Consider the following 26,804-nt stretch of genomic DNA (forward strand, 5'->3'; position numbering starts at 1 on the left):
TCAGGACAGCACCTGGTCGACCGCCAGCGACAGACCGTCATGCCACCACGCGGCGAAACTGAAGACGTTGGGCGCCTTGAGAATCGTGAAGTGGTTGCCCGGCCCGTACCACACCGCCAGATCGTTGACCTGCCGCTGCCAGCCTTCGAGCATCGCCGCCTGTTCGCGCTGATTGCCCCACTCGTCCAGCGTCGGGTCATCGACCAGCACCAGCCGCACCGGCCCGGTGTAGGCCAGACGCGGTTGATAGACCGTGCGCAGCGCCGTGGCGAAGGTGCGCACCGGACCGTGCATCGCGTCCGGCGCCGCCCGCTGCGACAACACCCCGGCGCGCACCATGCCGTCGTGCAGCAGACGCAATTGCGTGCGGTCATCGGCGGTTGCGAAGGCCGCCGGATCGATGCCCAGCGACTTGCCACAGGACAACTGCAGGGTGTCGATCAGCCGTTGCAGCGCAGCGGTGGCGGTGTACGGCTTGCCCGCGGTGCCATCGCCGCCCGGTGCCTCGCTGTCGATCAAGGTCAGCGACGCCACTTCACGGCCGGCCGCCTGCAACTGCGCCGCCATCGCATGCGCCACCCAGCCGCCGAACGAATGGCCGATCAGGTGCACCGGCCCTTGCGGATAGATTTGCTCGATGGCCTGCAGGTAGCACGTCGCCGCCGCCTCCACCGCACTGTGCGGCACACTGACGCCGTCCAGCCCTCGGGGTTGCAGGCCGATGATCGGCCATTCCGGACCGATGGCCTCGGTCAGGTGAATGAACCCGGTGACGCTGTCACCCGCCCCCGGCACGCAGAAAATCGGCGCATGCCCGGCGTGCCCGGTCTGGATCGTCAGCAGCGGCTGATACGGCGCTGCTGTCGGCGCCACCACCGCGTCCAGTGCCTGCGTCAGCGCCTGGCCGAGAGCCTGGATGTGCGGTGCTTTCATCATGGTCCGGTGATCGCCGGGGATGTCGATGCAGCGCAGCAAACCGCTGTCGAAGCGTTCTTCCCAGCCACGGGTCGGGCTCGGCATGGACTGCCCGTCCATCAATTCCTGGGCACGGAACAGGTGGATCGTCTGGCTCGCCGGGCTGAGCCGGTAATGCGCCAGCGCCAGGCGATGCGCCGCTTCGCGATCGAAGTAATGCCAGGCATCCGCCGCGCTGACCGTCGCCAGTTCCGGGTCGGTCAGTTGTTGCGCCTGGCAACGCTGGAACAGCTCAGGGAAAGCCAGCTGTTCGACTTGAGCTTCCAGCGCCTGCACCGCCACCAGCGCCGCCTCGCCTTCGGCACCGAGCATCAGCGAACGTCCACGGCAATGGCCGAGCAACTGGCGCTTGTCCAGGCCCTCGCCGCTCCACATCACCTTGTCCTGGGCCAGCGGGTTCGGCGCGTAGCTGTCGAGCATGCCGATGAATTCCACCGGCTCGTCGAGGCCGAGCAATTGCTGCGCGACCTCGTGTGCCAGCACCCCGCCGAACGACCAGCCCGCCAGTCGATACGGCCCGTGCGGCTGCACCGCACGGATGATCCCGACCATGCGCTGCGCCATGCACTCGAGCGTGCGCAATTGCGCTTGCCCAAGGGGCACGCCGGGCAAGCCGTAGATCGGGAATTCGCCGCCGATGTGCCGGGCCAGCGTCGGGAAATACACGTCGCGGCCGCTGAACTCGTGCATCAGGAACAACGGCGTACCGTGGCGCCCGGCACGTACCACGACCAGCCCGTCCGGCTGCCCGCCCACCGCGCCCTGACTGAGCAGCGCGGCGGCAGACTCGACGCTCGGATGCTGGAACAGTTCGGCCAACGACAGTGTCAGCCCGGCCCGTTGCATCAGATTGACCAGCCGCACCGCCAGCAACGAATGGCCCCCGAGTTCGAAGAAGTTGTCGTGACGCCCGACCTGTTCGACGCCCAGCACTTCACCCCAGATCCGCGCCAGCGTGGTTTCGATTTCACCTTGCGGCGCCACATAAGGCCGGTTGATCACCGCGTCCGCCCCCGGTTCCGGCAAGGCCTTGCGGTCGATCTTGTCGTTCGGCGTCAGCGGCAACGCGTCGAGTTGCACAAACGCGCCCGGCACCATGTACTCCGGCAAACGCTCCAGCACATGCGCGCGCAAGGTCTCCAGACTGGGCGCGTCGACGCCGGAGCGCACGGTGTACCAGGCAACCAGACGCTCGTCACGAACCATCACCACCGCTTCGCGGATCGCCGGATGCTCGACCAGCCGCGCCTCGATTTCTCCCGGTTCCAGACGCAAGCCACGCAGCTTGATCTGGAAGTCGTTGCGGCCGAGGAATTCCAGTTCGCCGTCATTGTTGTAGCGCACCAGATCCCCGGTGCAGTACAGCCGATCACCGGGCACAAACGGGCTGTCGATAAAGCGCTCGGCCTGCATCTCGGGCAAGCCGTAATAACCCCGCGCCACGCCGACGCCGCCGATGTGCAACTGACCGCTGACACCTTGCGGCACTGGTTGATCGTATGCATCGAGCACGTACAAACGAGTATTGCTCAACGCCTTGCCGATCGGCACCACGCTGTCCGGCACGCTCATGTGCGGTTCCAGCGTCCAGCCGGTGCTGTCGACCGTGGTTTCGGTCGGACCGTAGACGTTGTGCAAACGCACCCACGGCAGCCGCGCACGCACTTGGCGCGCCAGCGCGGCGCTGAGTTCGCCGCCACCGTTGAGCACATCAGTCAGGCTGGTGCACTGCTCGACACCGTCCTGCTCGATGAACTGCTGCAGCAGCGCCGGCACGAACTTGACCACCGTCACCTGCTGCTCGCGAATGGTTTGCACCACGTACGCCGAATCACGGTTGCCATCCGGCCGCGCCAGCACCAGACGCATCCCGGAGCACAGCGGCCAGAAGATCTCCCACACCGAACTGTCGAAACTGAACGGGGCTTTTTGCAGCAGCGCACCGTGCTCGGTGGGTGGGGAAATCTCCGAACCCCAGTGCACCATGTTGCAGGCGCTGCGGTGTTCGATCATCACGCCTTTGGGCAGTCCGGTAGAACCCGAGGTGTAGATCATGTAAGCGAGGTTCGAGGCGTTGAGGCCCGGCACCTGCACGTCATGCTCCGGCAGGTGCTGCCAGGTGTTGTGATCAACGTCGATCAATGTCGCTGCAGAGGCATCGAACAACCCGCGAGTGGCCGTTTGCACCAGCACCGCCGTTGGCGCGCTGTCCTTGAGCATGTAGGCCAGACGTTCTGCCGGATAGCTCGGGTCCAGTGGCACATAGGCGCCGCCCGCCTTGAGAATGCCGAGCAGGCCAACCACCAGATCCAGCCCGCGCTCGACACAGATCGCCACGCGCGCATCGGGCTGCACACCGAGTTCGCGTAGATGATGGGCCAAGCGGTTGGCACGCTGATTGAGCTCGCGGTAAGTCAGAGTTCCTTGCGCGGATTGCAGCGCGACGGCATCCGGTTTGCGCCGCACCTGCGCTTCGAACAACGCCTGCAGCGGTTGCTCCAGCGGGCAATCGACTTGCGTCGCGTTGCAGTCCACCAGCAAACGCTGACGCTCATCCGCCGCCAGCAACGGCACCTGCGCCAGCACCACCTGATCATCGTTGACCAGCGCCGCCAGCAACTGCTGGAAGTAGCCGACGAAGCGCCGAATGGTCGCCTCGTCGAACAGCGCCGTGGCGTAATTCAGCGCCCCGCGAATGCCGCTTGGGTGCTCACCGAGGGTCAGCGACAAGTCGAATTTGACGAAACGACTCGGCCCGGCCACGCCTTCGAGGGTCAGATCGCCCAGGGTCAGCGCCGGCCCGTCGTTGTTGTCCCAACTGAGCAGGGTCTGGAACAACGCGCTGTGGGACAGGCTGCGCAGCGGCTTGCAGATTTCCACCACCTGTTCGAACGGCAAGTCCTGATGCGCCTGCGCTTGCAGGGTTTGCGCCTTGACCCGCGCCAGCAACGCTTCACCACTCGGCTCGTCCGAGGTGTCGATGCGCAGGGCCAGCGTATTGACGAACATGCCGATCAGGCCTTCGATCTCGGCCCGCGTGCGGTTGGCCACCGGCGAACCGATCACCACCTCGGACTGCCCGGACAGGCGACTGAGCGTCATCGCCCAAGCGCTCATGATCACCATGTATGGCGTCACCGCGCGACGCTGACACAGCGCCTTGAGCCCGGCACTCAGCTGCTCGTCCAGCTGGATGTCGACGCCGGCGCCACTGTGGTCCTGTTGCGCCGGGCGCGGACGGTCGGTGGGCAGGGTCAGCAAGGCCGGCGCGCCGGCCAGCGCCTGTTGCCAGAAATCACTCTGGCGTTGCAGCACCTCGCCGCTCAGCCAACGGCGTTGCCACACCGCGTAGTCGGTGTATTGCAACGCCAGCGGCGGCAACGGGTCGGGCTGGCCATGGCTGAACGCCTGATACAACGCCGCCAGTTCTCGGGTCAGCACGCCCATCGACCAACCGTCGGAGACGATGTGGTGCATCGTCAACAACAGCACATGGTGATCGTCGGCCAGCCGCACCAGATGACCGCGAATCAGCGGATCGTCCTGCAAGTTGAACGGCGCGCTGGCCTCGGCCTCGGCCAACCGGCGCAGGGCTTCGTCGGCCTGCGGCAAGCCCCGCAAGTCTTCGACCTGCAGCAGCAAGCCAGTGTCTGCCGGCAGGATCAGCACCTGAGCCGCATCGTCGAGCGGGTGGAACCGGCTGCGCAGGCTTTCGTGGCGCGCAACGATTCGCCCCAGCGCCCGTTGCAGTGCGTCTTCATCGAGGCGACCGCGCAGGCGCAGGCCGACCGGGATGTTGTAAGCGCTGTTGCCACCGCCCATTTGCGCCAGGAACCACAGGCGTTGCTGGGCGAACGACAGCGGCAGCACTTGATCACGCGGCGCCGGCAGGATGTCCGGCAGCGTGCTGCGCCCGGCGCGGCCGAGCACCTCGGCCACGGCGGCCAGTTCCGGGTTGGCGAACAGCTCACCCAGCGCCAGCTCGATTCCCAGTTGCTGGCGCACCTGGGACAGCATGCGCATGGCCAGCAGCGAATGCCCACCCAGTTCAAAGAAGTTGTCGTGACGACCGACCTGCGCAACCTGCAGCAACTCGCTCCAGATCTGCGCCAGACCGGCTTCCAGCGCATTGGCCGGTGCCTCGTAAGCGCGGCTGAGCAGCGCCTCCTGAGTCGGCGCCGGCAACGCCTTGCGGTCGATCTTGCCGTTGTTGTTCAGCGGCAAGGCATCGAGTTGCACCCACGCACTCGGCACCATGTACTCCGGCAGCCGCGCCTGCAATTGCGCGTGCAGGTCGGCGCTGTCCAGCGGCTGCTCGTGGACCGTGTAATAGGCCACCAGACGCGTGCTTTCCTGACCGTCGCGGCGCGCCAGCACCACGGCTTCCTTGACCCCGGCGCAGTTGAGCAAGCGACTCTCGATTTCCCCCAGTTCGATGCGGAAACCACGGATCTTCACCTGATCGTCATTGCGCCCGATGCAATCGAGTTGCCCCGGCGCCAGCCAGCGTGCGAGGTCGCCGGTGCGATAGAGCAACGCGCCAGGCCGGTCGCTGAACGGATCGCGCAGGAACTTCTCGGCCGTCAGCTCCGGCCGGTTCAGGTAACCGAGGGCCACGCCCTGCCCGCCGATGTACAACTCGCCGGTCACGCCCATCGGCACCGGTTGTTGATGCGCATCGAGCACATACACCTGGGTGTTGGAGATCGGCCCGCCAATCGGAACGCTTTCGGCGTTATCCGCCACTTCGTGCACTTCGAAGGTCGTGGCGTACGTGGTGGTTTCGGTCGGGCCGTAGCAATGCACGATGCGCAATTGCGGCGCGGCCGCCAGCAACGTGCGGAACGCCGCCGGATCGCCGCGTTCACCGCCACACAGCAGCATGCGCAAGCCCTTGAGCGCCTGCGGAATCAGTTGCACGTACTGGTTGAACAGCGCGGTGGTGACAAACAGGATTGTCGCGCCACTGGCACTCAATTCGCGGCCGAACGCGTGCGGATCAAGCAGGGTCTGGTGATCAATCACCACCACCCGCCCGCCGTTGAGCAGCGGCCCCCAGATGTCCATGGTGCTGGCGTCGAACGCCGGGTTGGAGGCGAACACCACACGGTCTTGCGCATTGAAATCGGCGTACCCGTTGTTCAGCACCAGCCGGCCAATAGCCCGGTGCGGAACCATCACGCCTTTCGGGGTACCGGTGGAGCCGGAGGTGTACATGATGTACGCCAGCGCTTCCGAGGACTGCAGCAGGTTCGGGTTGTGCGTCGGCTGGGCGCTGAGGTTGAGCCGGTCCAGGTCGATGCGCGGCGCGGCGTAGTCGAGCACTTCGCCGCTGAGGGTGAGCAATGCAGCGGCGTGACAGTCCTCGACCATGAACGCCTGACGCTCGCTCGGGGCATGGATGTCCAGCGGCACATAGGCCGCCGCGCACTTGGCAATCGCCAGTTGCGCGACCAGCAGTTCCAGCGAGCGCGGCAAGAGGATCGCCACGTGGTCGCCGGGCTGCACGCCTTGGCCGATCAAGTGATGCGCGAGGCGGTTGGCCTGGGCATTCAGCTCAAAGTAGCTCAGCGAATGCTCGCCGTGCACTGCCGCCACAGCCTTTGGATGCGCCGCGGCTTGCTGCTGGAAAATCCCGTGCACGGTCAGCGCCTGCGGGTAATCGCGCGCAGTGGCATTAAAGCCGCAGAGCAGGCGCTGACGCTCATCCTCGGCGAGCAACGGCACCTGTTCCAACACCGTTTGATCATCGCTGACCATCGCCGCCAGCAGGCGCTGCAAGTAGCCGACATAACGCTGGACGGTCGACTGATCGAACAACGCCGTGGCGTACTCCAGCGAACCGCGAATCACGCCGTTGACCTCGCCCAGGGTCAGGGTCAGATCGAACTTGGCAACCTGTGCCGGCGCGGCCACGCCTTCGAGGGTCAAATCGTCGAGGGCGAGGTTCGGCCCGACGTGGCTGTCCCAGCTCAAAGTGGTCTGGAACAACGGACTGTGCGCCAGACTGCGCACCGGCCGGACGATTTCCACCACCTGCTCGAACGGCAGATCCTGATGCGTCTGAGCCTCCAGCGTGCGCGCCTTGACCCGCGCCAGCAGCGCGGCCGTGTTCGGCGCGCCCGAGGTGTCGATGCGCAAGGCCAGGGTGTTGACGAACATGCCGATCAGGCCTTCGATTTCAGCGCGGGTGCGGTTGGCCACGGGCGAACCGATGACCACATCGGTCTGTCCGGACAGCCGACTCAGCAGCAGCGACCAGGCACTCATCACGGTCATGAACAGGGTCACGCCGTGACGCTGACTCAAGGCTTTGAGCCCGGCACTCAGGCGCTCGTCCAGCCGCACCTCGACCGTGCTGCCGGCAAAATCCTGCTGCGCCGGGCGCGGACGGTCGGTGGGCAGGGTCAGCAAGGCCGGCGCGCCGTCCAAGGTCTGCTGCCAGTATTCGCTCTGGCGTTGCAGCACCTCGCCGCTGAGCCAGCGCCGCTGCCACACGGCGTAATCGCCATATTGCAGCGCCAGTGGCGGCAACGGATCGGGCTGGCCGTGGCTGAAGGCCTGATACAGCGCCATCAGTTCACGGGTCAGTACGCCCATCGACCAGCCGTCGGCGACGATGTGATGCACGGTCAGCAACAGCACATGGTGCGTGTCGGCCAGACGCAGCAGTCGCCCGCGAATCAGCGGATCGTGCTGCAGATCGAAGACGGTCGCGGCTTCCTGCGCCAGCAGCGCCTGCACGCTGGCTTCGGCCTGTGGGTCCTGGCGCAGGTCTTCCACCTGCAACAGCAGACCGCTATCGACGGGGGCAATCGTGACCTGCGCCTGATCGTCGATGCTGACAAAACGGCTGCGCAGGGTTTCGTGCCGCGCGACGATATGGGCCAATGCGCGTTGCAGCGCTTCGCTATCGAGGCGCCCGCGCAAGCGCAGCCCCATCGGAATGTTGTACGCCGAGTTGCCGCCGGCCATTTGCGCGAGGAACCACAGACGTTGCTGGGCAAAGGACAGCGGCAGCGCTTGATCACGCGCCGCCGGTACGATTTCCGGCAAGGTGCTGCGCCCGGCACGGTTCAGCACTGCGGCCACCGCGCCGAGATGCGGATCGGCAAACAGCTCGCTCAGGGGCAGTTCGACGCCCAGGCGCTGGCGCACCTGCGACAGCATGCGCATCGCCAGCAACGAATGACCGCCGAGTTCGAAGAAGTTGTCATGGCGTCCGATCTGCTCGACCTGCAGGGTCTCGGCCCAGATCTGCGCCAGCGCGATTTCCAGTTCGCCCTGTGGCGCAACGTATTCGCGGCTGAACAACGCCGCAGCATCCGGTTCGGGCAAGGCTTTGCGATCAACCTTGCCGTTGTTGTTCAGCGGCAAGGCATCGAGTTGCACCCAGGCACTCGGCACCATGTATTCCGGCAACTGCGCCTGCACATGCTCACGCAGATCGGCAAGTTCGACCACGCCGTCGTGCGCGGTGTAGTAGGCCGTCAGCCGCAGCGGCTGCTGGCCATCGCGACGGGCGAGTACCACGGCTTCCTTGATCCCCGGGTAGCCCAGCAGGCGATTTTCGATCTCGCCGAGTTCGATGCGGAAACCGCGGATTTTCACCTGATCGTCATTGCGCCCGATGCAGTCGAGTTGCCCCGGCGCCAGCCAGCGCACAAGGTCACCGGTACGGTAGAGCAACGCGCCAGGACGATCGCTGAACGGATCGCGCAGGAACTTCTCGGCCGTCAGCTCCGGCCGGTTCAGGTAACCGAGGGCCACGCCCTGCCCGCCGATGTACAACTCGCCGGTCACGCCCATCGGCACCGGTTGTTGATGCGCATCGAGCACATACACCTGGGTGTTGGAGATCGGCCCGCCAATCGGCACGCTCTCGGCGTTATCCGCCACTTCGTGCACTTCGAAGGTCGTGGCGTACGTGGTGGTTTCGGTCGGGCCGTAGCAATGCACGATGCGCAGTTGCGGGGCGACCGCCAGCAACGTGCGGAACGCCGCCGGATCGCCGCGTTCACCGCCACACAGCAGGATGCGCAAGCCCTTGAGCGCCTGCGGAATCAACTGCACGTACTGGTTGAACAGCGCGGTGGTGACAAACAGGATTGTCGCGCCACTGGCGTTCAATTCGCGGCCGAACGCGTGCGGATCGAGCAAGGTCTGGTGATCGATCACCACCACCCGCCCGCCGTTGAGCAGCGGTCCCCAGATGTCCATGGTGCTGGCGTCGAACGCCGGGTTGGAGGCGAACACCACGCGGTCTTGCGCATTGAAATCGGCGTAACCGTTGTTCAGCACCAGGCGCGCGATGCCACGGTGCGGGACCATCACGCCCTTCGGCGTGCCGGTGGAGCCGGAGGTGTACATGATGTACGCCAGCGCTTCCGCGGACTGTGCCAGGTTCGGGTTGTGCGCAGGCTGGCCGTTCAGCGCCAGGGCATCCAGATCGATGCGTCGCACCGGATAGTCGATGTTTTCTCCACGCAGGGTCAGTAACGCCACGGCGCGGCAGTCCTCGACCATGAACGCCTGGCGCTCGCTTGGCGCGTTGATGTCCAGCGGCACATAGGCCGCCGCGCACTTGGCAATCGCCAGTTGCGCCACCAGCAGTTCCAGCGAGCGCGGCAACAGGATCGCTACGTGGTCGGCCGGCTGCACGCCTTGAGCGATCAGGTAGTGGGCCAACCGATTGGCCCGATCATTCAATTCGCCATAACTCGCCGTGTGCTCGCCATGTGCCACAGCGATGGCCTGCGGATCTGCCGACGCTTGCCTTTCGAACAACGCCTGCACGGTCAACGCACGCGGGTATTCACGCTCGGTGGCATTGAACTCGACCAGCAATTGCTGGCGTTCGTCCTGCGCCAGGATCGACACCTGATCAACGCTCAGTTGCGGTGTCTGCTCCAGCGCCTGCAGCAGGTTGCTCACGGCCAGTTGCAGATACTCGCAGATGCGTCCGGCATCAATGCCGGAGGCGGCCAGTGCGGTGAAACCAAACCCCTCGCCCAGGTCATCGACACTCACGCTCAGCAGGTAGTTGGTGTGCTCCTGGGTATTGAGCAACTGCATGCCTTGCCATGCGCTCGCGGCCTCCCTGGAGGACGCGCCGGCAGTGGCGCTGTGGCGATAGTTGAACAGCGTGCTGAACAATGGCGTGCCGGCGGGCATGGCACTGCAACGCTGTGCCAGCGCCAATTGCGCATGCTCGTGTTGCAGCAACCCGTTCAATTGTTGGTGAGTGGCGAGGGCAGCATCCTTCACCGAGCGTTGTCCCAGATCGACGCGCAGCGGCAAGGTGTTGATGAACACCCCCAGCGCCCGCTCGGCGCCCTCGCCCGCCTGCAACCGCCCCAGCAACACGGTGCCGAACACGACGGCGTCCTGTCCGCAGAGTTTCCCCAGCACCTGCGCCCAGGCCAAATGCATCAGGCTCGCGGCGCTGATCCCCAGACGCCGGGCCTTGGCCCGGACGCGCTGACTCAGATCAAGGTCGAGCAAACACCGTGCTTCTTCGGCGTGGCCCTCAGCAATGCCGTGCTGGCCATACGGCACACTCGGCTCGCCGACATCACTGAGCATTTCGCGGAAGAAGCGTTCGTGCTGCTGCTCAGTCAGCCCCGACAGGGTGTGCGCCACGTAGTTGCGATACGGCACCGGCGCGGCCAGACGTTGCGGCTGGCCGATCAGGAAGGCCTGCATTTCATGTTGCAGCACCTCCAGCGCCACGTGATCCATCACCAGGTGATGGAACAGCAGCAATGCCACCACGCGCTGATTGTCAGCGTCCCAAGCGTGCACCACACGCATCAGCGGCGCCTGATTGACCGCCATGCGGTACTGACCGGCGTCGAACCGAGCGCGCAATTGCTCCAGTACATCGCCGTGCGCCGGGTCCAGCGCAAGGCTTTCGCAGGCCAGCGGCGCCTCGCGCCAGACCACTTGCACCGGGTCTTGCAACCCGTCCCAGAACAGCGAGGTGCGCAGGATGTCATGGCGCTGGATCACGCTTTGCAGGGCTTGGGTGAAGCTGTTCAGACGCTGTTCATCAGCAAACGCAAACTGCGCCTGCAACACGTACGGATCGCCCTGCACGGCAGACAGGTGATGAAAGAGGATGCCGGTCTGCAGCGGCGCCAGCGGGTAGATGTCCTGCACATTGGCGACGCCGCCGGGAATGCTCGCGACGATGCGGTCGATGCTCGGCTGGTCGAGCGCCACCAATGGCAGCAGCTCGGGGGTGATGCGTGTGCAATCCGCCGGGATGAGGTTGGCCGCGACTTCGGCCTCGGGCTCACCGCCGACGGCAGCAGCCAGGGCGGCCAGCGTCGGCTGGTTGAACAGCACGCGAATGTCGGCGCTGAGGCCGACACGGCGCATCCGCGCCACCAGGTTCACCGCCAGCAACGAGTGCCCACCCAGTTCGAAGAAATGATCGTGGCGCCCTACCCGTTCGACGTTGAGCAGGTCGGCCCAGAGTTTCGCCAGGGCGATTTCCACTTCACCGACCGGCGCTTCGTATTCACGGGTGGTCAGCGCTGCCAGATCCGGTGCTGGCAAGGCCTTGCGGTCGAGTTTGCCGTTGGGGCTCAGCGGCAACGTGTCGAGGTGCATGAACACGGCGGGCACCATGTAGTCCGGCAGATGCTCCAGCAGATGACTGCGCAGCGCATCGGTTTCCAGCGATTCTCCGGTGTAATACGCCACCAGACGCTTGTCCCCCGGCACGTCTTCGCGGGCCAGCACGGCGGCCTCCTGCACCCCGTCGATCTGGGTCAGGCGCGCCTGGATTTCACCGAGTTCGATACGCAGGCCGCGGATCTTCACTTGATCGTCGTTGCGGCCGAGGTATTCGATATTGCCGTCCGGCAGATAGCGGGCGACGTCGCCGGTGCGGTACATCCGCCCATTGATCTGGAAAGGATCGTCGAGGAAGCGTTCGGCGTTCAGCTCCGGACGGTTCAGATAACCACGGGCCACTTGCACACCGCCGATGTACAACTCGCCGACCACGCCGTGCGGCACCGGTTGCTGCTGCGCATCGAGGATGTACAGGCGGGTGTTGGCGATCGGTTTGCCGATAGGCGTGTTGTCCGGGGTTTGTGCAAGCGGGCCGGCGCAATTCCAGGCGGTGACGTCCACCGCCGCTTCGGTCGGGCCGTAGAGGTTGTGCAGTGCGCTGCCCGGCAATTGCTGTTTGAAGCGCCGCACCACGCTGCCCGGCAAGGCCTCGCCGCTGCACATCACCTGACGCAGGCTGCCGCAACGATCGGTGTCGGCGTGGGCGAGAAACACATCAAGCATCGACGGTACAAAGTGCAGCGTGGTGATGTGCTCGCGCTCGATGATTTCGCTGAGATACAGCGGATCCTTGTGCCCCTCGGGCCGGGCCATGACCAATCGGGCGCCGGTCATCAGCGGCCAGAAGAATTCCCACACCGAGACGTCGAAGCTGAACGGGGTTTTCTGCAGCACCGTGTCGGCTGCCGTCAGGTGATAAGCGTCCTGCATCCACAGCAGGCGGTTGACCACCCCGCTGTGTTCGTTGATCACGCCTTTCGGTTGCCCGGTCGATCCGGAGGTGTAGATCACGTAAGCGGTGTGCTGCGGGGTCAGTTCAGCGACCGCAAGATTATCGGTCGGCAGCGACTGCCAGTGCGGCTGATCCAGATCGATCAACGGCAACGCCACTTCACCGAGTAATGCGCGAGTCGAACCCTGCACCAGCACCGCCAGCGGTGCGCTGTCTTGCAGCATGTAGGCCAGACGCTCCAGCGGATACGCCGGGTCCAGCGGCACATAACCGCCGCCGGCCTTGAGGATCGCCAGCAGCCCGACCACCATGTCCAGACCACGCTCGACGCAGATCCCGACTCGCGAATCCGGCTGTACACCCAAACTTCGCAAGTGATGCGCCAGTTGATTGGCCCGGGCATTGAGCTCGGCATAGGTCAACGCCAGCTCACCGGCGACCACCGCCGGTGCCTGCGGCGAGCGCTGCACCTGCGCCTCGAACAGCCCATGAATCGTCTGCTGAAGATCGTAATCGACGGCGGTGGCATTGAACTCGACCAGCAAGCGCTGCTGCTCTTCCTGCGCCAATAGCGGCGCATGTTCCAGCACTGCCTGATCGTTGGCGACCATCGCCTGCAACAGGCGCTGGAAGTAGCCGACAAAGCGCTCGACCGTGGTCTCGTCGAACAGCGCCGTGGCGTATTCCAGCGAGCCGCGGATCACGCCGTTGGACTCGCTCAGGTTCAGCGACAGGTCGAACTTGGCAAAGTGGCTCGGCTCGGCCAGGCCTTCCAGCATCAGCTCGCCGAGGACCAGGGTCGGGCTTTCGAGGCCGTCCCAGCTCAGCAGGGTCTGGAACAACGGGCTGTGCGCCAGGCTGCGTACCGGTCGAGTGACTTCCACCACCTGCTCGAACGGCAGGTCCTGATGCGCCTGCGCTTGCAGGGTCTGCGCCTTGACCCGGGCGAGCAGCGCTTCAACGCTGAGCGCGCCCGCCGTATCGATGCGCAAGGCCAGGGTGTTGACGAACATGCCGATCAGGCCTTCGATCTCGGCGCGAGTGCGGTTGGCCACCGGCGAACCGATCACCACTTCCGCCTGCCCGGACAAGCGACTGAGGAGCATCGCCCAGGCACTCATCAGCGTCATGTACAGGGTCACGCCGTGCCGCTGGCCCAAGGCTTTGAGCCCGGCACTCAGGCGTTCGTCGAGCACCACGGCAACGCTGCTGCCGGCATAGTCCTGCTGCGCCGGACGTGGTCGGTCGGTGGGCAACATCAACAGCGCCGGCGCGCCGGCGAGTGTCTGCTGCCAGTATTCGCTCTGGCGTTGCAGCACTTCGCCGCTGAGCCAGCGTCGCTGCCACACCGCGTAGTCGGTGTATTGCAGCGCCAGCGGTGGCAGCGGATCGGGCTGGCCATGGCTGAACGCCTGATACAGCGCCATCAGTTCGCGGGTCAGCACGCCCATCGACCAGCCATCGGAGATGATGTGGTGCAGGGTCAGCAACAGCACGTGGTGATCGTCGGCCAGACGCACCAGGCGTCCGCGAATCAATGGATCGTCCTGCAAGTCGAACGGTGCCGAGGCTTCGCCCTGAATCAGCGCTTGCAGGGTTTCTTCGGGTTGCGGGTGCTGACGCAGGTCTTCGACGCGCAGCAGCAGGCCGGTGTCCACCGGGGCAATCAGCACTTGGGCTGCGTCGTTGAATTGGGCGAAGCGGCTGCGCAGGGTTTCGTGGCGGGCGACGATGCGCGCCAGTGCCTGTTGCAGCGCCTGATCATCGAGACGGCCGCGCAGGCGCAGAGCCACGGGAATGTTGTAGGCGGTGTTGGCGCCCTCCATCTGCGCGAGGAACCACAGGCGTTGCTGGGCGAACGACAGCGGCAAGGCACCGTCACGTGGCACCGGCACGATCTGCGGTTGCGCACAGCGTCCGGCTTCACTCAGGACTAAAGCGACCGCCGCCAGTTCGGCGTTGGAAAACAGATCCCCCAGCGCCAGCTCGACGCCCAGCCGTTGCCGTACCTGCGAGACCATGCGCATCGCCAGCAGCGAGTGGCCGCCGAGTTCGAAAAAGTGATCCTGACGCCCCACCCGCTCGACCTGCAGCACATCGGCCCAGATCTGCGCCAACGCGGTTTCCACCTCGCCTTCGGGCGCCATGTATTCGCGGGTGAACAGCGCCGCCAGGTCCGGCGCCGGCAAAGCCTTGCGGTCGACCTTGCCATTGGCGGTCAGCGGCAGCGCGGCGAGTTTGACGAACGCTGTCGGCACCATGTATTCCGGCAAGCGGCTGAGCAATTGCGCGCGCAACTCGCCCACCGGCAGCGCCTCGACCTGCGCCTGCTCGGTGAAGTAGGCCACCAGTCGCACCTGCCCGGGTTGGTCTTCGCGGGCCAGCAGCACCGCCTCCTGAATCCCCGGCAACTGGTTGAGGCAGGTTTCGATTTCCCCCAGCTCGATGCGCACGCCACGGATTTTCACCTGATCGTCGTTGCGCCCCAGGTACTCGATGTTGCCGTCCTCGCGCCAACGCGCGAGGTCGCCGGTGCGATACATCCGCGCGTCGGGTGCGCTGCTGAACGGGTCACGCAGGAAGCGTTCGGCGGTCATCTCCGGGCGATTGAGGTAGCCACGGGCGACCCCGGCACCACCGACGTATAACTCGCCGGCCACGCCAATCGGCACCGGGCGCTGCTGTTCGTCGAGCAGGTACACCGTGGCGTTGCTCACCGGCTGACCGATGTGCAGCGCATCACCGCTTTCCACCAACCCGGAGGTGGCGACCACTGTGGCTTCGGTCGGGCCATAGTTGTTGATCACATCGAAATGCTGGTTGCGGTTGAACTGGCGCAAGCGGTCGCCGCCGATCAGCAGCGTGCGCAGGGTCGGGTGTTCGAGGTTCTGGCTGAAGGCGTATTCGGCCACCGGGGTCGGCAGGAAACTCACGTCCAGCGGCTGCGCGCGCCACCATTCGAGCAGCGCATCGATGTCTTCACCGCCCTCGTGGGTCGGTGCCAGATGCAGGGTCGCGCCCGCGCACAACGCCGGCCAGACCTCCCAGGCCATGGCGTCGAAACCGAACCCGGCCAGGCTTGAGGTGTGGCGACCGGCGCACAGGTCGAACGCCGTGCAGTGCCAATCCACCAGGTTGCTCAAGGTGTGATGCTCGACCATCACGCCCTTGGGCAGGCCGGTGGAACCGGAGGTGTAGATCACGTAGGCCAGGTGTGCACTGCTCAGGCCCGGTACTTGCGGGTCATGGGTAACGCCCGGCGGCCAGGTGCAGTGGTCGAGTTCGATAATCGGCACCCCGAGGTCCGGCAAGCGCTCGCGCAGAGGGCTTTGGGTCAGGACCGCCACCGGTGCGCTGTCACCGAGCAGATAGTGCAAACGCTCGGCCGGGTGCGCCGGGTCAATCGGCACATAACCGGCGCCGGCCTTGAGGATCGCCACCAGTCCCACCAGCGTATCCAGCCCGCGGCGGGCGACGATGGCGACGCGGTCGTCGGGTTTCACTCCCCGTTCGATCAGGTGGTGCGCGAGGGCGTTGGCCTGACGGTTGAGTTCGGCGTAGGTCAACGGCGTGTCGGCAAATACCGCCGCCACGGCCTCAGGCCGCTCGGCCACCTGCGCTTCAAAACGCTGGTGAATGGTCAGGGTGTTGGCGAATTCAACCTGCGTCGCATTGAAGCCGACCAGCACCTGCTCAAGCTCTGCCGGCGGCAGGATCGGCAGTTGATTGACCGGCGTCTGCGGCGCCTGCTCCAGGGCGAGGAGAAGATTCTGCAGGGCGCAGTGCATGTAATCGCAGATGCGCTGCGGGTCGGTTTGCGTGCTCGCCAGCAAGGTCAGGCTGAACGCGTCACCAAGGTCATCGACGCTCAGGGTCAGCGGATAGTTGCTGCGCTCTTCGGAGTGCAGCGTGGCGATACCGTCCCACGCCGCGAGGGTTTGCGCGCTGGCCGTGGCGACGCTGTGGCTGTGGCGATAATTGAGCAGCGTGCTGAACAACGGCGTCGGCGCCACCACGTGACTGCAACGCTGGGCCAGGGCCAGCGGCGCGTGTTCGTGGCGCATCAGGGTGGTCAGCCGTGCGTGAGTGGCGTTGACCGCCGCGCGCACGTCCTGGTTGTCGATATCCACCCGCAGCGGCAAGGTGTTGATGAAAATCCCCAGCGCCCGATCGATCGCCTCGGCGCCCTGCATGCGCCCCATCAGTACGGTGCCGAACACCACCTGCTGTTTGCCGGTGAGGGCTGCCAGCACCTGCGCCCAGCCGAGGTGAAACAGGCTCGCGACACTGACCCCCAGCGTCCGCGCCTGCGCCCGCAAGCGCTGGCCCAGCAGCGCTTCGACCGGCACGCTCAGCTCAACGATGTGGCTGCCGTCACCCTGCACGTCCTGCAGACCGTAGGGCAGCGTCGGCTCGTCGATGGCGCCGAGCATGTCGCGGAAAAACGCTTCGTGCTCGGCTTCGCTGACACCCAGACGCGCCTGGGCCACGTAGTTGCGAAACGGCACCGGGCGCCCGAGTAATTCACGCTGCCCGGTCAGGCAGGCACGCATTTCATGGCGCACCACGTCGAGGGCCGAGTGGTCGAGGGCCATGTGATGGAACAACAGCGTGGCGACCACCCGTTGCCCGGCTTCATCCCAGGCGTGAGCCAGGCGCATCAGCGGCGCGCGGGTGACGTCGAGGCGGAAGTGCCGGGCGTCGAAGCGCTCGTGCATATACGCCAGAACATCGCTGGCGGCGTCTGGCAGCGTCACCGCTTCCACCGGCAGTTCGGCCCGACGCCAGACCACCTGCACCGGTGCGTCCAGCCCTTGCCAGAACACCGCGGTGCGCAGGATGTCATGCCGATCGATCACGGTTTGCAGCGCTTGGGCGAACGCCTGAAAACGCTCGCGGCTGGCAAAAGCGAAGTGCGACTGCATGACATACGGATCGCCCTCACCGCCACTGGCGTGGTGATAGAGGATGCCTTCCTGCAGCGGCGCCAGCGGGTAAATGTCCTGCACATTGGCCGCGCCGCCGGGCACTTGCTCGACGAGATGGTCAATGGTCGCCTGGTCGAGTTCGACCAGGGTCAGCATCGCCGGGGTGATGCGCGTCGTCCCCGGGACGATGCCGTTGGCCGGCACCTCGACCTGCCCGTGCCGGGTGGCCGAGTATTGCCCGGCCTTGATCAGTTCGATCAGCGCCGGTTTGTGTTCGCGCAACAGCGCCAGCAAGGCCGGGTCGTTCAACGCCTGCTTGTTGCCGTTGACGCGCAATTGGTCGTCCGCGACCGCCAGCTGGATATCTTTAGCCTTCAATGTGGCCAACAGTTCGATCACGTTCACAGGACGATCTCCATTCGTTCGGTAATTGCGGCGTAGCCGGCCAGGGTCGGATGTTCGAACAACGACCTGACATCGGCTTCCATGCCTTCCTGACGCAAGCGGCCGATCAGACTGACCGCCAGCAATGAGTGACCACCCAGTTCAAAGAAATGATCGTGGCGCCCTACCCGCTCGACATTCAGCAGCTCTGCCCACAGCCGTGCGAGGAGGATCTCGACGTCGCCGACCGGGGCCTCGTACTCGCGCGTGGTCAGCGTTGCCTGATCCGGTGCCGGCAGCGCCTTGCGGTCGAGTTTGCCGTTGGGGCTCAGCGGCAACGTATCGAGGTGCATGAACACGGCGGGCACCATGTAGTCCGGCAGACGCTCCAGCAGATGACTGCGCAGAACGTCGACTTCGAGTCGCACACCGGTGTAGTACGCCACCAGACGCTTGTCCCCCGGCACGTCTTCGCGGGCCAGCACGGCGGCTTCCTGTACGCCGTCGATCTGGGTCAGGCGCGCCTGGATTTCACCGAGTTCGATGCGCAGGCCACGGATCTTCACTTGATCGTCGTTGCGGCCGAGGTATTCGATATTGCCGTCCGGCAGATAGCGGGCGACATCGCCGGTGCGGTACATCCGTGCGTTCGGTTGTTCGCTGAACGGATCGTCAAGGAAGCGTTCGGCGTTCAGCTCCGGACGGTTCAGATAACCACGGGCCACTTGCACGCCGCCGATGTACAACTCGCCGACCACGCCGTGCGGCACCGGTTGCTGCTGCGCATCGAGGATGTACAGGCGGGTGTTGGCGATCGGTTTGCCGATGGGTGTGTTGTCCGGGGTTTGTGCAAGGGGGCCGGCGCAATGCCAGGCGGTGACGTCCACCGCCGCTTCGGTCGGGCCGTAGAGGTTGTGCAGTTCGCTGCCCGGCAATTGCTGTTTGAAGCGCCGCACCATGCTGCCCGGCAAGGCCTCGCCGCTGCACATCACCTGACGCAGGCTGCCGCAGCGTGCAGTGTCGGCGTGGGCGAGGAACACGTCGAGCATCGACGGCACAAAGTGCAGCGTGGTGATGTGCTCGCGCTCGATGATTTCGCTGAGATACAGCGGATCCTTATGCCCACCGGGTTGCGCCATGACCAGACGCGCACCGGTCATCAATGGCCAGAAGAACTCCCACACCGAGACGTCGAAGCTGAACGGGGTTTTCTGCAACACCGTGTCGGCTGCCGTCAGCTGATAAGCGTCCTGCATCCACAGCAGGCGGTTGACCACCCCGCTGTGTTCGTTGATCACGCCTTTCGGTTGCCCGGTCGAGCCGGAGGTGTAGATCACGTAGGCGGTGTGCTGCGGGGTCAGTTCAGCGACCGCAAGATTATCGGTCGGCAGCGACTGCCAGTGCGGCTGATCCAGATCGATCAACGGCACCGCCACTTCACCGAGCAATGCGCGAGTCGAACCCTGCACCAGCACTGCCAGCGGCGCGCTGTCTTGCAGCATGTAGGCCAGACGCTCCAGCGGATACGCCGGGTCCAGCGGCACATAACCGCCGCCGGCCTTGAGGATTGCCAGCAGCCCGACCACCATGTCCAGACCACGCTCGACGCAGATCCCGACCCGTGAATCCGGCTGCACTCCCAATCCGCGCAAGTGATGCGCCAACTGATTGGCCCGGGCATTGAGCTCGGCATAGGTCAGCGCCAGCTCACCGGCGACCACCGCCGGTGCCTGCGGCGAGCGCTGCACCTGCGCCTCGAACAGCCCGTGAATCGTCTGCTGAAGATCGTAATCGACGGCGGTGGCATTGAGGTCGAACAGTAATTGCCGGCGCTCGGCATCCGGCAACACCGGCACACGGTTCAACGCCTGCTGCGGTGCCTGCTCCAGTGCCTCGACCAGCCCCGACAACGCCTGTTGCAGGTAGCCACACACCCGTGCCGCACCGAGGCGTGAAGGGATCATCGCCGTCAGGTAAAAGCCTTGGCCGAGGTCGTCGACGTTGAGGCTCAGCGGATAGTTGGTGCGCTCTTCGCTGGAGAGGTTTTCGATACCTTGCCAGCTCAGGCGCGTGGCCTGCTGCTGCTCCTCGCTGACACTGTGGCGGTAATTGAGCATCGCGCTGAACAGTGGCGCCGGCGCCGCCACCCCGCTGCAACGCTGGGCCAGCGCCAGCGACGCATGCTCATGGCCGAGCAACGCGGTGAGTTGCGCATGGGTCGCACGCACGGCGGCACGCACCGGGGTGTCGCCCAGGTCCACGCGCAACGGCAAGGTGTTGATGAACATGCCCAGGCCGCGATCGGCGCCGCTGCCGCCCTGCATCCGGCCCAGCAAGACGGTGCCGAACACCGCGCGCTCCTGCCCGGACGTCGCGGCCAATACCTGCGCCCACGCCAGATGGAACAGGCTCGCAACGCTCACCCCCAACTGCCGCGCCTGGCCGCGCAAGCGCAGGGCCAAGGCCTCGGGCACGCTTTGGCGCACTTCTTCGATATCACTGCCGTCGCCATGAACGTCGAGCAAACCAAACGGCAGCGTCGGCTCGTCGATGTCACCGAGCATCGTACGGAAGAACGCTTCATGCTCCTGCTCGCTGACACCCAGGCGCGTCTGCGCCACGTAGTTGCGGTACGGCACCGCCGGCTGCGGCGCTTCACCGTGGCCGAAAAGAATCGCCTGCATTTCCGCCTGCACCACGGCCAGCGCCGTGTGGTCCGTGGCGATGTGATGGAACAGCAGCATCGCGACCACCCGCTGGTTGGCCGGATCGCGTGCATAGACCAGACGAATCAACGGCGCCTGACTGAGCTCGATGCGGTAATGCCGCGCATCGAAACGCTGGTACAACTGCGCCAGAACGTCACCGGCCGCCGGGTCGAATGCGACTTCCTGCACCGGCAGTTCGGCCTCACGCCACACCACTTGCACCGGCGTCGCCAAGCCCTCCCACACCACCCCGCTGCGCAGGATGTCGTGGCGGGTCATGACCTGACGCAGCGCGGCGGCGAAGGCCTGCAAGCGTTCGAGGCTGTCGAACGCCAGACGCGATTGCAGCAGGTACGGATCGCCCTGCGCGGCGCTCAAGTGGTGATAAAGAATGCCTTCCTGCAGCGGCGCCAGCGGATAAATGTCCTGCACGTTGGCCGCGCCGCCCGGCACCGTAGCCACCACCCGTTCGATGCTCTGCTGATCCAGTTGCACCAGCGTCAGCATGTCCGGAGTGATGTGCGCGCACCCAGGCGGAATCAGGTTGGCCGGCACCTCGACTTCGCGACCGCTGCCCACCGCCGCGGCCAGTGCGGCGAGGGTCGGCTGGCTGAACAGCACGCGCACGTCGGTGCTCAGGCCGAGCTGACGCAGGCGTTCGATCAGGGTCACCGCCAGCAGCGAATGGCCGCCCAGCTCGAAGAAGTTGTCGTGCCGCCCGACCTGCTCGACCTGCAGCACTTCGGCCCAGACCTGCGCCAGTGCGGTTTCCACCGCGCCTTGCGGCGCCGCGTATTCGCGGCTGAGCCAAGCGTCCTGATCCGGTTCGGGCAAGGCCTTGCGGTCAAGCTTGCCGTTGGCGGTCAGTGGCAGCGCTGGCAAGCGCACGTAAGCAGCGGGCACCAGTGCCTGCGGCAAGCGTGCCTGCAGGTGCAGGCGCAGTTCTTCGATGTCGACCGCCGTACGGGCGGTGAACCAGGCGATCAGGCGCGCGTCGCGCACCAGCACCACCGCGTCCTGCACCGCCGGATGACTCAGCAGCGCGGCGTCGATTTCCCCGAGCTCCACGCGCACGCCGCGCAGTTTGACCTGATCGTCGTTGCGCCCCAGGTACTCGATGTTGCCATCGGCCTGCCAGCGCGCGAGGTCGCCGGTGCGGTACATGCGCGCCTGCGGTTCGTCGCTGAACGGGTCTTCGAGAAAGCGTTCGGCGCTGAGTTCAGGGCGGTTCAAATAACCCCGGGCCACGCCAGCGCCACCGACATACAACTCGCCCGCCACGCCAACAGGCACCGGACGTTGCTGCTCATCGAGCAGATAGACCCGGGCGTTACTGATCGGCCGGCCGATGTGCAACAACTGGCCGGCATGGATCTGGCCGGAGGTCGCGACCACCGTGGCCTCGGTCGGGCCATAGTTGTTGATCACCGCAAAGCGTTGTTCGCGGTGGAACTGGCGCAGGCGATCACCGCCGATCAGCAGCGTGCGCAGCGTCGGGTGCTGCAACTCACGGCTGAAGGCGTATTCGGCAATCGGCGTCGGCAGGAAACTCACCTGCAACGGTTGCGCGCGCCACCAGTCGAGCAAGTCATCCAGGTGTTCGTTGCCAATCGATTGCGGCGGCAGGTGCAGGGTCGCGCCAACGCACAGCGCCGGCCAGACCTCCCAGGCCATTGCGTCGAAACCGAAGCCAGCGACACTCGCGGTGTGGCTGCCGGCCCGCAGGTCGAACGCCTCGCAGTGCCAGTGCACGAGGTTTTCCAGGGTTGCGTGTTCGACCATCACGCCTTTCGGCTGGCCGGTCGAACCCGAGGTGTAGATCACGTAGGCCAGATGCGCCGGGGTCAGCGTCGGCAGTTGTGGATCGGTCTCCGGCAGGTGCTGCCAGAGGTTCTGATCCAGATCGATCACCGGCACCCGCCCCAGCAGCTCGCGGGTCGAAGCCTGCGCCAGCACCGCCACCGGGTCGCTGTCCTGCAGCAGATAGGCGATGCGTTCAGCCGGGTACGCCGGATCGACCGGCACGTAACCGGCGCCGGCCTTGAGGATCGCCAGCAGCGTCACGAGCATTTGCGGGCTGCGTTGCAGGCACACAGCGATGCGGTCGTCCGGTTGCACGCCGAGGCCAAGCAAGTGATGAGCCAGACGATTGGCCTGCTGATTGAGTTGCGCATACGTCAGCTGCTGCGCCCCTTGCACCACCGCCAGCGCCTGCGGTTGTTGCTCGGCCTGCCCTTGCACCAGCGCTTGAATCGTTGCCCCGCGCGGGTACGCCGCCGTCGTCGGGTTGAAGCCGACCAGCAAGCGCTGGTATTCCTCGACTGGAAGAATCGGCAAGCGGTTGAGCGGCGGACATTGCGGCGCCTGTTCCAGCGCGTTCAGCAGATGCTCCAGCGCGGTGTGCATGTAGCCGCAAATGCGCTGCGCGCCGATCTGCGCCAGCGCCAGCACCGCCAGGGCAAACCCTTCGCCCAGGTCATCGACGCTGAGGGTCAGCGGGTAGTTGCTGCGCTCTTCGCCGCCCAATAACTGCACGCCTTCCCAGATGCCCTGACCGTCCTGCGGCTGCGCCTCGGCTGGACTGTGCCGATAGTTGAGCAAGGCGCTGAACAGCGGCGCCCCGGATACCGCGCTGCAGCGTTGGGCCAGCGCCAGTGGCGCATGTTCATGGGCCAGCAGTGCGGTCAGCCGTGCATGGGTGGTCTTGACCGCCGACCGCACGCCTTCGCTGACATCCACGCGCAGCGGCAAGGTATTGATGAACACCCCCAGCGTGCGGTCGGCGCCCTCGCCGCCCTGCAGGCGGCCCATCAGCACCGTGCCGAACACCACGTCGCGGCGGTTGGCCAGCACCCCCACCACCTGCGCCCAGGCCAGGTGCATCAAACTCGCCGGGCTGACGCCCGATTGCCGGGCCTGCTCGCGCAGACGCCGGGTCAGCTCGGGATCGACGGCTTGCTGCGCCTCTTCGATGTCGCCGCCATCGCCTTGCACGTCGTGCAGACCGAACGGCAGGGTCGGCTCATCGATATCGCCGAGCATGTCGCGGAAGAACGCTTCGTGCTCCTGCTCATTGGCACCCAGCCGCGCCTGCGCCACGTAATTGCGGTACGGCGACGGCGTGCTCAGGCTGTCGGCCTGATCGAACATGAATGCGCGCATTTCCTGGCCCACCACCTCCATCGCGGTGTGGTCGAGGATCAAATGCTGGAACAGGATGATCGCCACCACGCGGTGCTGCGCCGGGTCCTCGGCGTAGACGATGCGCATCAGCGGCGCCTGACTCAGGTCGAGGCGGTGGTGGCGGGCATCGAAGCGGGCGTGCAACTGTTCAAGGACATCGCCCTGCGCCGGATCCAGCGCCACGTTCTGCACCACCAGCGGCGCCTCGCGCCACACCACTTGGTGCGGGTTCGGCAGCCCTTCCCAGACCACGCTGGTGCGCAGGATGTCGTGGCGGGCAATGACCTGCTGCAAGGCGTTGCCGAACGTGCGCAGACGCTCGACGCTGTCGAACGCCAGTCGCGATTGCAGCAGGTACGGATCGCCCTGTTCGGCGCTGAGGTGGTGATACAGAATGCCTTGCTGCAACGGCGCCAGCGGGTAAATGTCCTGCACGTTGGCTGCGCCACCGGGCACGGTGGCGACGATGCGTTCGATGCTGGCCTGATCCAGCTCGGTCAGGCTCAGCATCTCTGGGGTGATACGCGTGCAGCCCGCCGGGATGCGGTTGGCCGGCACTTGGATTTCGCGACCGCTGCCCACGGCGGCCGCCAGGGCGGCCAGGGTCGGCTGGTTGAACAACACACGCACGTCGGCGGCGAGGTCGATCTGGCGCATGCGCTCGATCAGGCTCACCGCCAACAGCGAATGCCCGCCCAGCTCGAAGAAATTATCCTGACGCCCGACCCGCTCGACGTTCAGCACGTCGATCCAGATCTGCGCCAGCGCGGTTTCCACCGCCCCTTGTGGCGCCTCATATTCGCGGCTGAGCCACGCCCCGTGCTCCGGCTCGGGCAAGGCCTTGCGGTCGATCTTGCCATTGGCGGTCAGCGGCAGCGCATCCAGACGCACGAAGGCGGCCGGCAACAGCGCTTCGGGCAAGCGCGCTTGCAGGTGATTGCGCAGTTGCTCGATATCGACCGCGGTGCGCTCGGTGAACCACGCAATCAGCCGCCCATCGCGCACCAGCACCACGGCTTCCTGCAGCGCCGCGTGGCTGCCGAGCGCGGCTTCGATTTCACCGAGCTCAATGCGTACGCCACGCAATTTGACCTGGTCATCATTGCGTCCCAGGTACTCGATATTGCCGTCGGCCAGCCAACGCGCCTGATCGCCGGTGCGGTACATGCGTGCCTGCGGCGCGTCGCTGAACGGGTCGAAGAGGAACTGCGCAGCGGTCAGCTCGGGGCGATTCAGATAGCCACGCGCCACGCCCGCGCCGCCGACATACAACTCGCCCGCCACGCCCACGGGCACCGGACGCTGCTCAGCGTCCAGCAAGTAGACTTTGGCGTTGGCGATCGGGCGGCCGATATGCAGCGGCTGATCCAGCTCGACCGGCCCCGACGTGGCGACCACGGTGGCCTCGGTCGGGCCGTAGTTGTTGATCACCTCGAAGGTTTGCTGGCGAGTGAACTGACGCAGACGGTCGCCGCCGATCAACAGCGTGCGCAAGGTCGGGTGCTGCAACTGACGGCTGAAGGCGTATTCGGCCACCGGTGTCGGCAGGAAGCTCACCTGCAACGGCTGCGCGCACCACCAGTCGAGCAGATCGTCCAGGTGCTCGTTACGGATCGACTGCGGCGGCAAGTGCAAGGTCGCGCCGACGCACAGCGCTGGCCACACTTCCCAGGCCATGGCGTCGAAACCGAAGCCGGCGACACTTGCGGTGTGGCTGCACGCGTGCAAATCAAAAGCCTCAACGTGCCAGTGCACAAGGTTTTCCAGAGTGGCGTGTTCAACCATCACGCCTTTCGGCTGGCCGGTGGAGCCGGAGGTGTAGATCACATAAGCCAGATGGTTCGGCGTCAATGTCGGCACTTGGGGATTGGCGTCGGGCTGACGCTGCCAGAGATCTCGGTCCAGATCGATGACTGGCACCCCACCGAGCAGGTCACGGGTCGAGGCCTGGGCCAGGACCGCCACCGGGGCGCAGTCCTGCAGCAGGTAAGCGATGCGCTCCGGCGGATACGCTGGATCGACCGGCACATAACCGGCGCCGGCCTTGAGGATCGCCAGCAACCCGACCAGCATCTCCGGACTGCGCCGGGCACACAGGGCGACGCGATCATCGGGCTGCACGCCAAGGCCGATCAGGTAATGCGCCAGGCGATTGGCCTGCTGATTGAGTTCGCCATAGCTCAACTGCTGCGTACCTTGCACCGCCGCAACGACCTCGGGTTGCGCAGCGGCTTGGGCTTCGACCAAACGCTGCACCGTCTGCGGGTGCGGATAATCACGACCGGCAATGTTAAAGCCGACCAGAACCCGCTGGCGTTCGCTCGGCGACATCACCGAGATCTGCCGCAGCGGCGTGGCCGGATTGTGCTCGAGTGCGGTCAGCAGGTTGTGCAGCGCGGTTTGCAGGTAATCGCAAACCCGCGCCCCATCGACCTGCGGCAACGCTTGCACGCTGAGACGCAAGCCTGCGCCGAGGTCGTCGACGCTGACCACCAGCGGATAGTTGCTGCGCTCGCGGGAGCTGAGAATCTCGATCCCGTCCCACGCTACGCCTGCCGATTCCGCTGCGCTGTGGCGGTAGTTGAGCAAGGTGCTGAACAGCGGCAGCGAAGCGGCCACACTGCTGCAGCGCTGGGCCAGGGCCAATGGAGCCTGCTCATGGGCGAGTAGCTGCGCCAGACGTTCATGGGTGGCGCGCACGCCCTGCTGCACCGCGGTCGCGCCAACGCTGACCCGCAGCGGCAAGGTGTTGATGAACATGCCCAGTGCACGATCGGCGCCCTCGCCGCCCTGCATGCGCCCGAGCAGCACGGTGCCGAAAACCACCTCGTCACGCCCCGAAACCTGCGCCAGCACCTGGCCCCAAGCCTGATGCACCAGACTCGCGGCACTGATGCCGAGCCGGCGCGCCTGTTCGCGCAGCCGCTCGGCAACACTGGCGTCCAGATCCTGCACGCTGTCGACGATGGTGCTGCCGTCGCCATGCACGTCCTGCACACCGAACGCCACGGTCGGCTCGTCGATGTCGCCGAGCATGTCGCGGAAGAACGCTTCGTGCGCCTGGGCATCGGCGGCCTGTTGCGCCTGCGC

The 26,804-nt window shown here is 65.6% G+C and carries 2 protein-coding genes (1 of these 2 only partly in view); both read right to left on the bottom strand.

Annotated elements, in window-relative coordinates; translation table 11 throughout:
• Entirely contained in the window at nt 1–17,844 is a 17,844-nt protein-coding gene (locus J5M57_RS24120) for a non-ribosomal peptide synthase/polyketide synthase (protein WP_207849302.1), read from the bottom strand.
• Nucleotides 17,841–26,804: the 3' portion of a non-ribosomal peptide synthetase gene (locus tag J5M57_RS24125; RefSeq protein WP_207849301.1), read on the bottom strand. It continues 4,059 nt past the right edge of the window; the window shows 8,964 of its 13,023 coding nt (coding positions 4,060–13,023); its start codon lies off the right edge, out of view — the gene reads right to left on this strand; its stop codon occupies nt 17,841–17,843. Before J5M57_RS24125 ends, J5M57_RS24120 begins: the two co-directional genes overlap by 4 nt.

Origin of the sequence: Pseudomonas sp. 86_A (assembly GCF_017491705.1) — a bacterium.
GTDB classification, from domain to species: domain Bacteria; phylum Pseudomonadota; class Gammaproteobacteria; order Pseudomonadales; family Pseudomonadaceae; genus Aquipseudomonas; species Aquipseudomonas koreensis.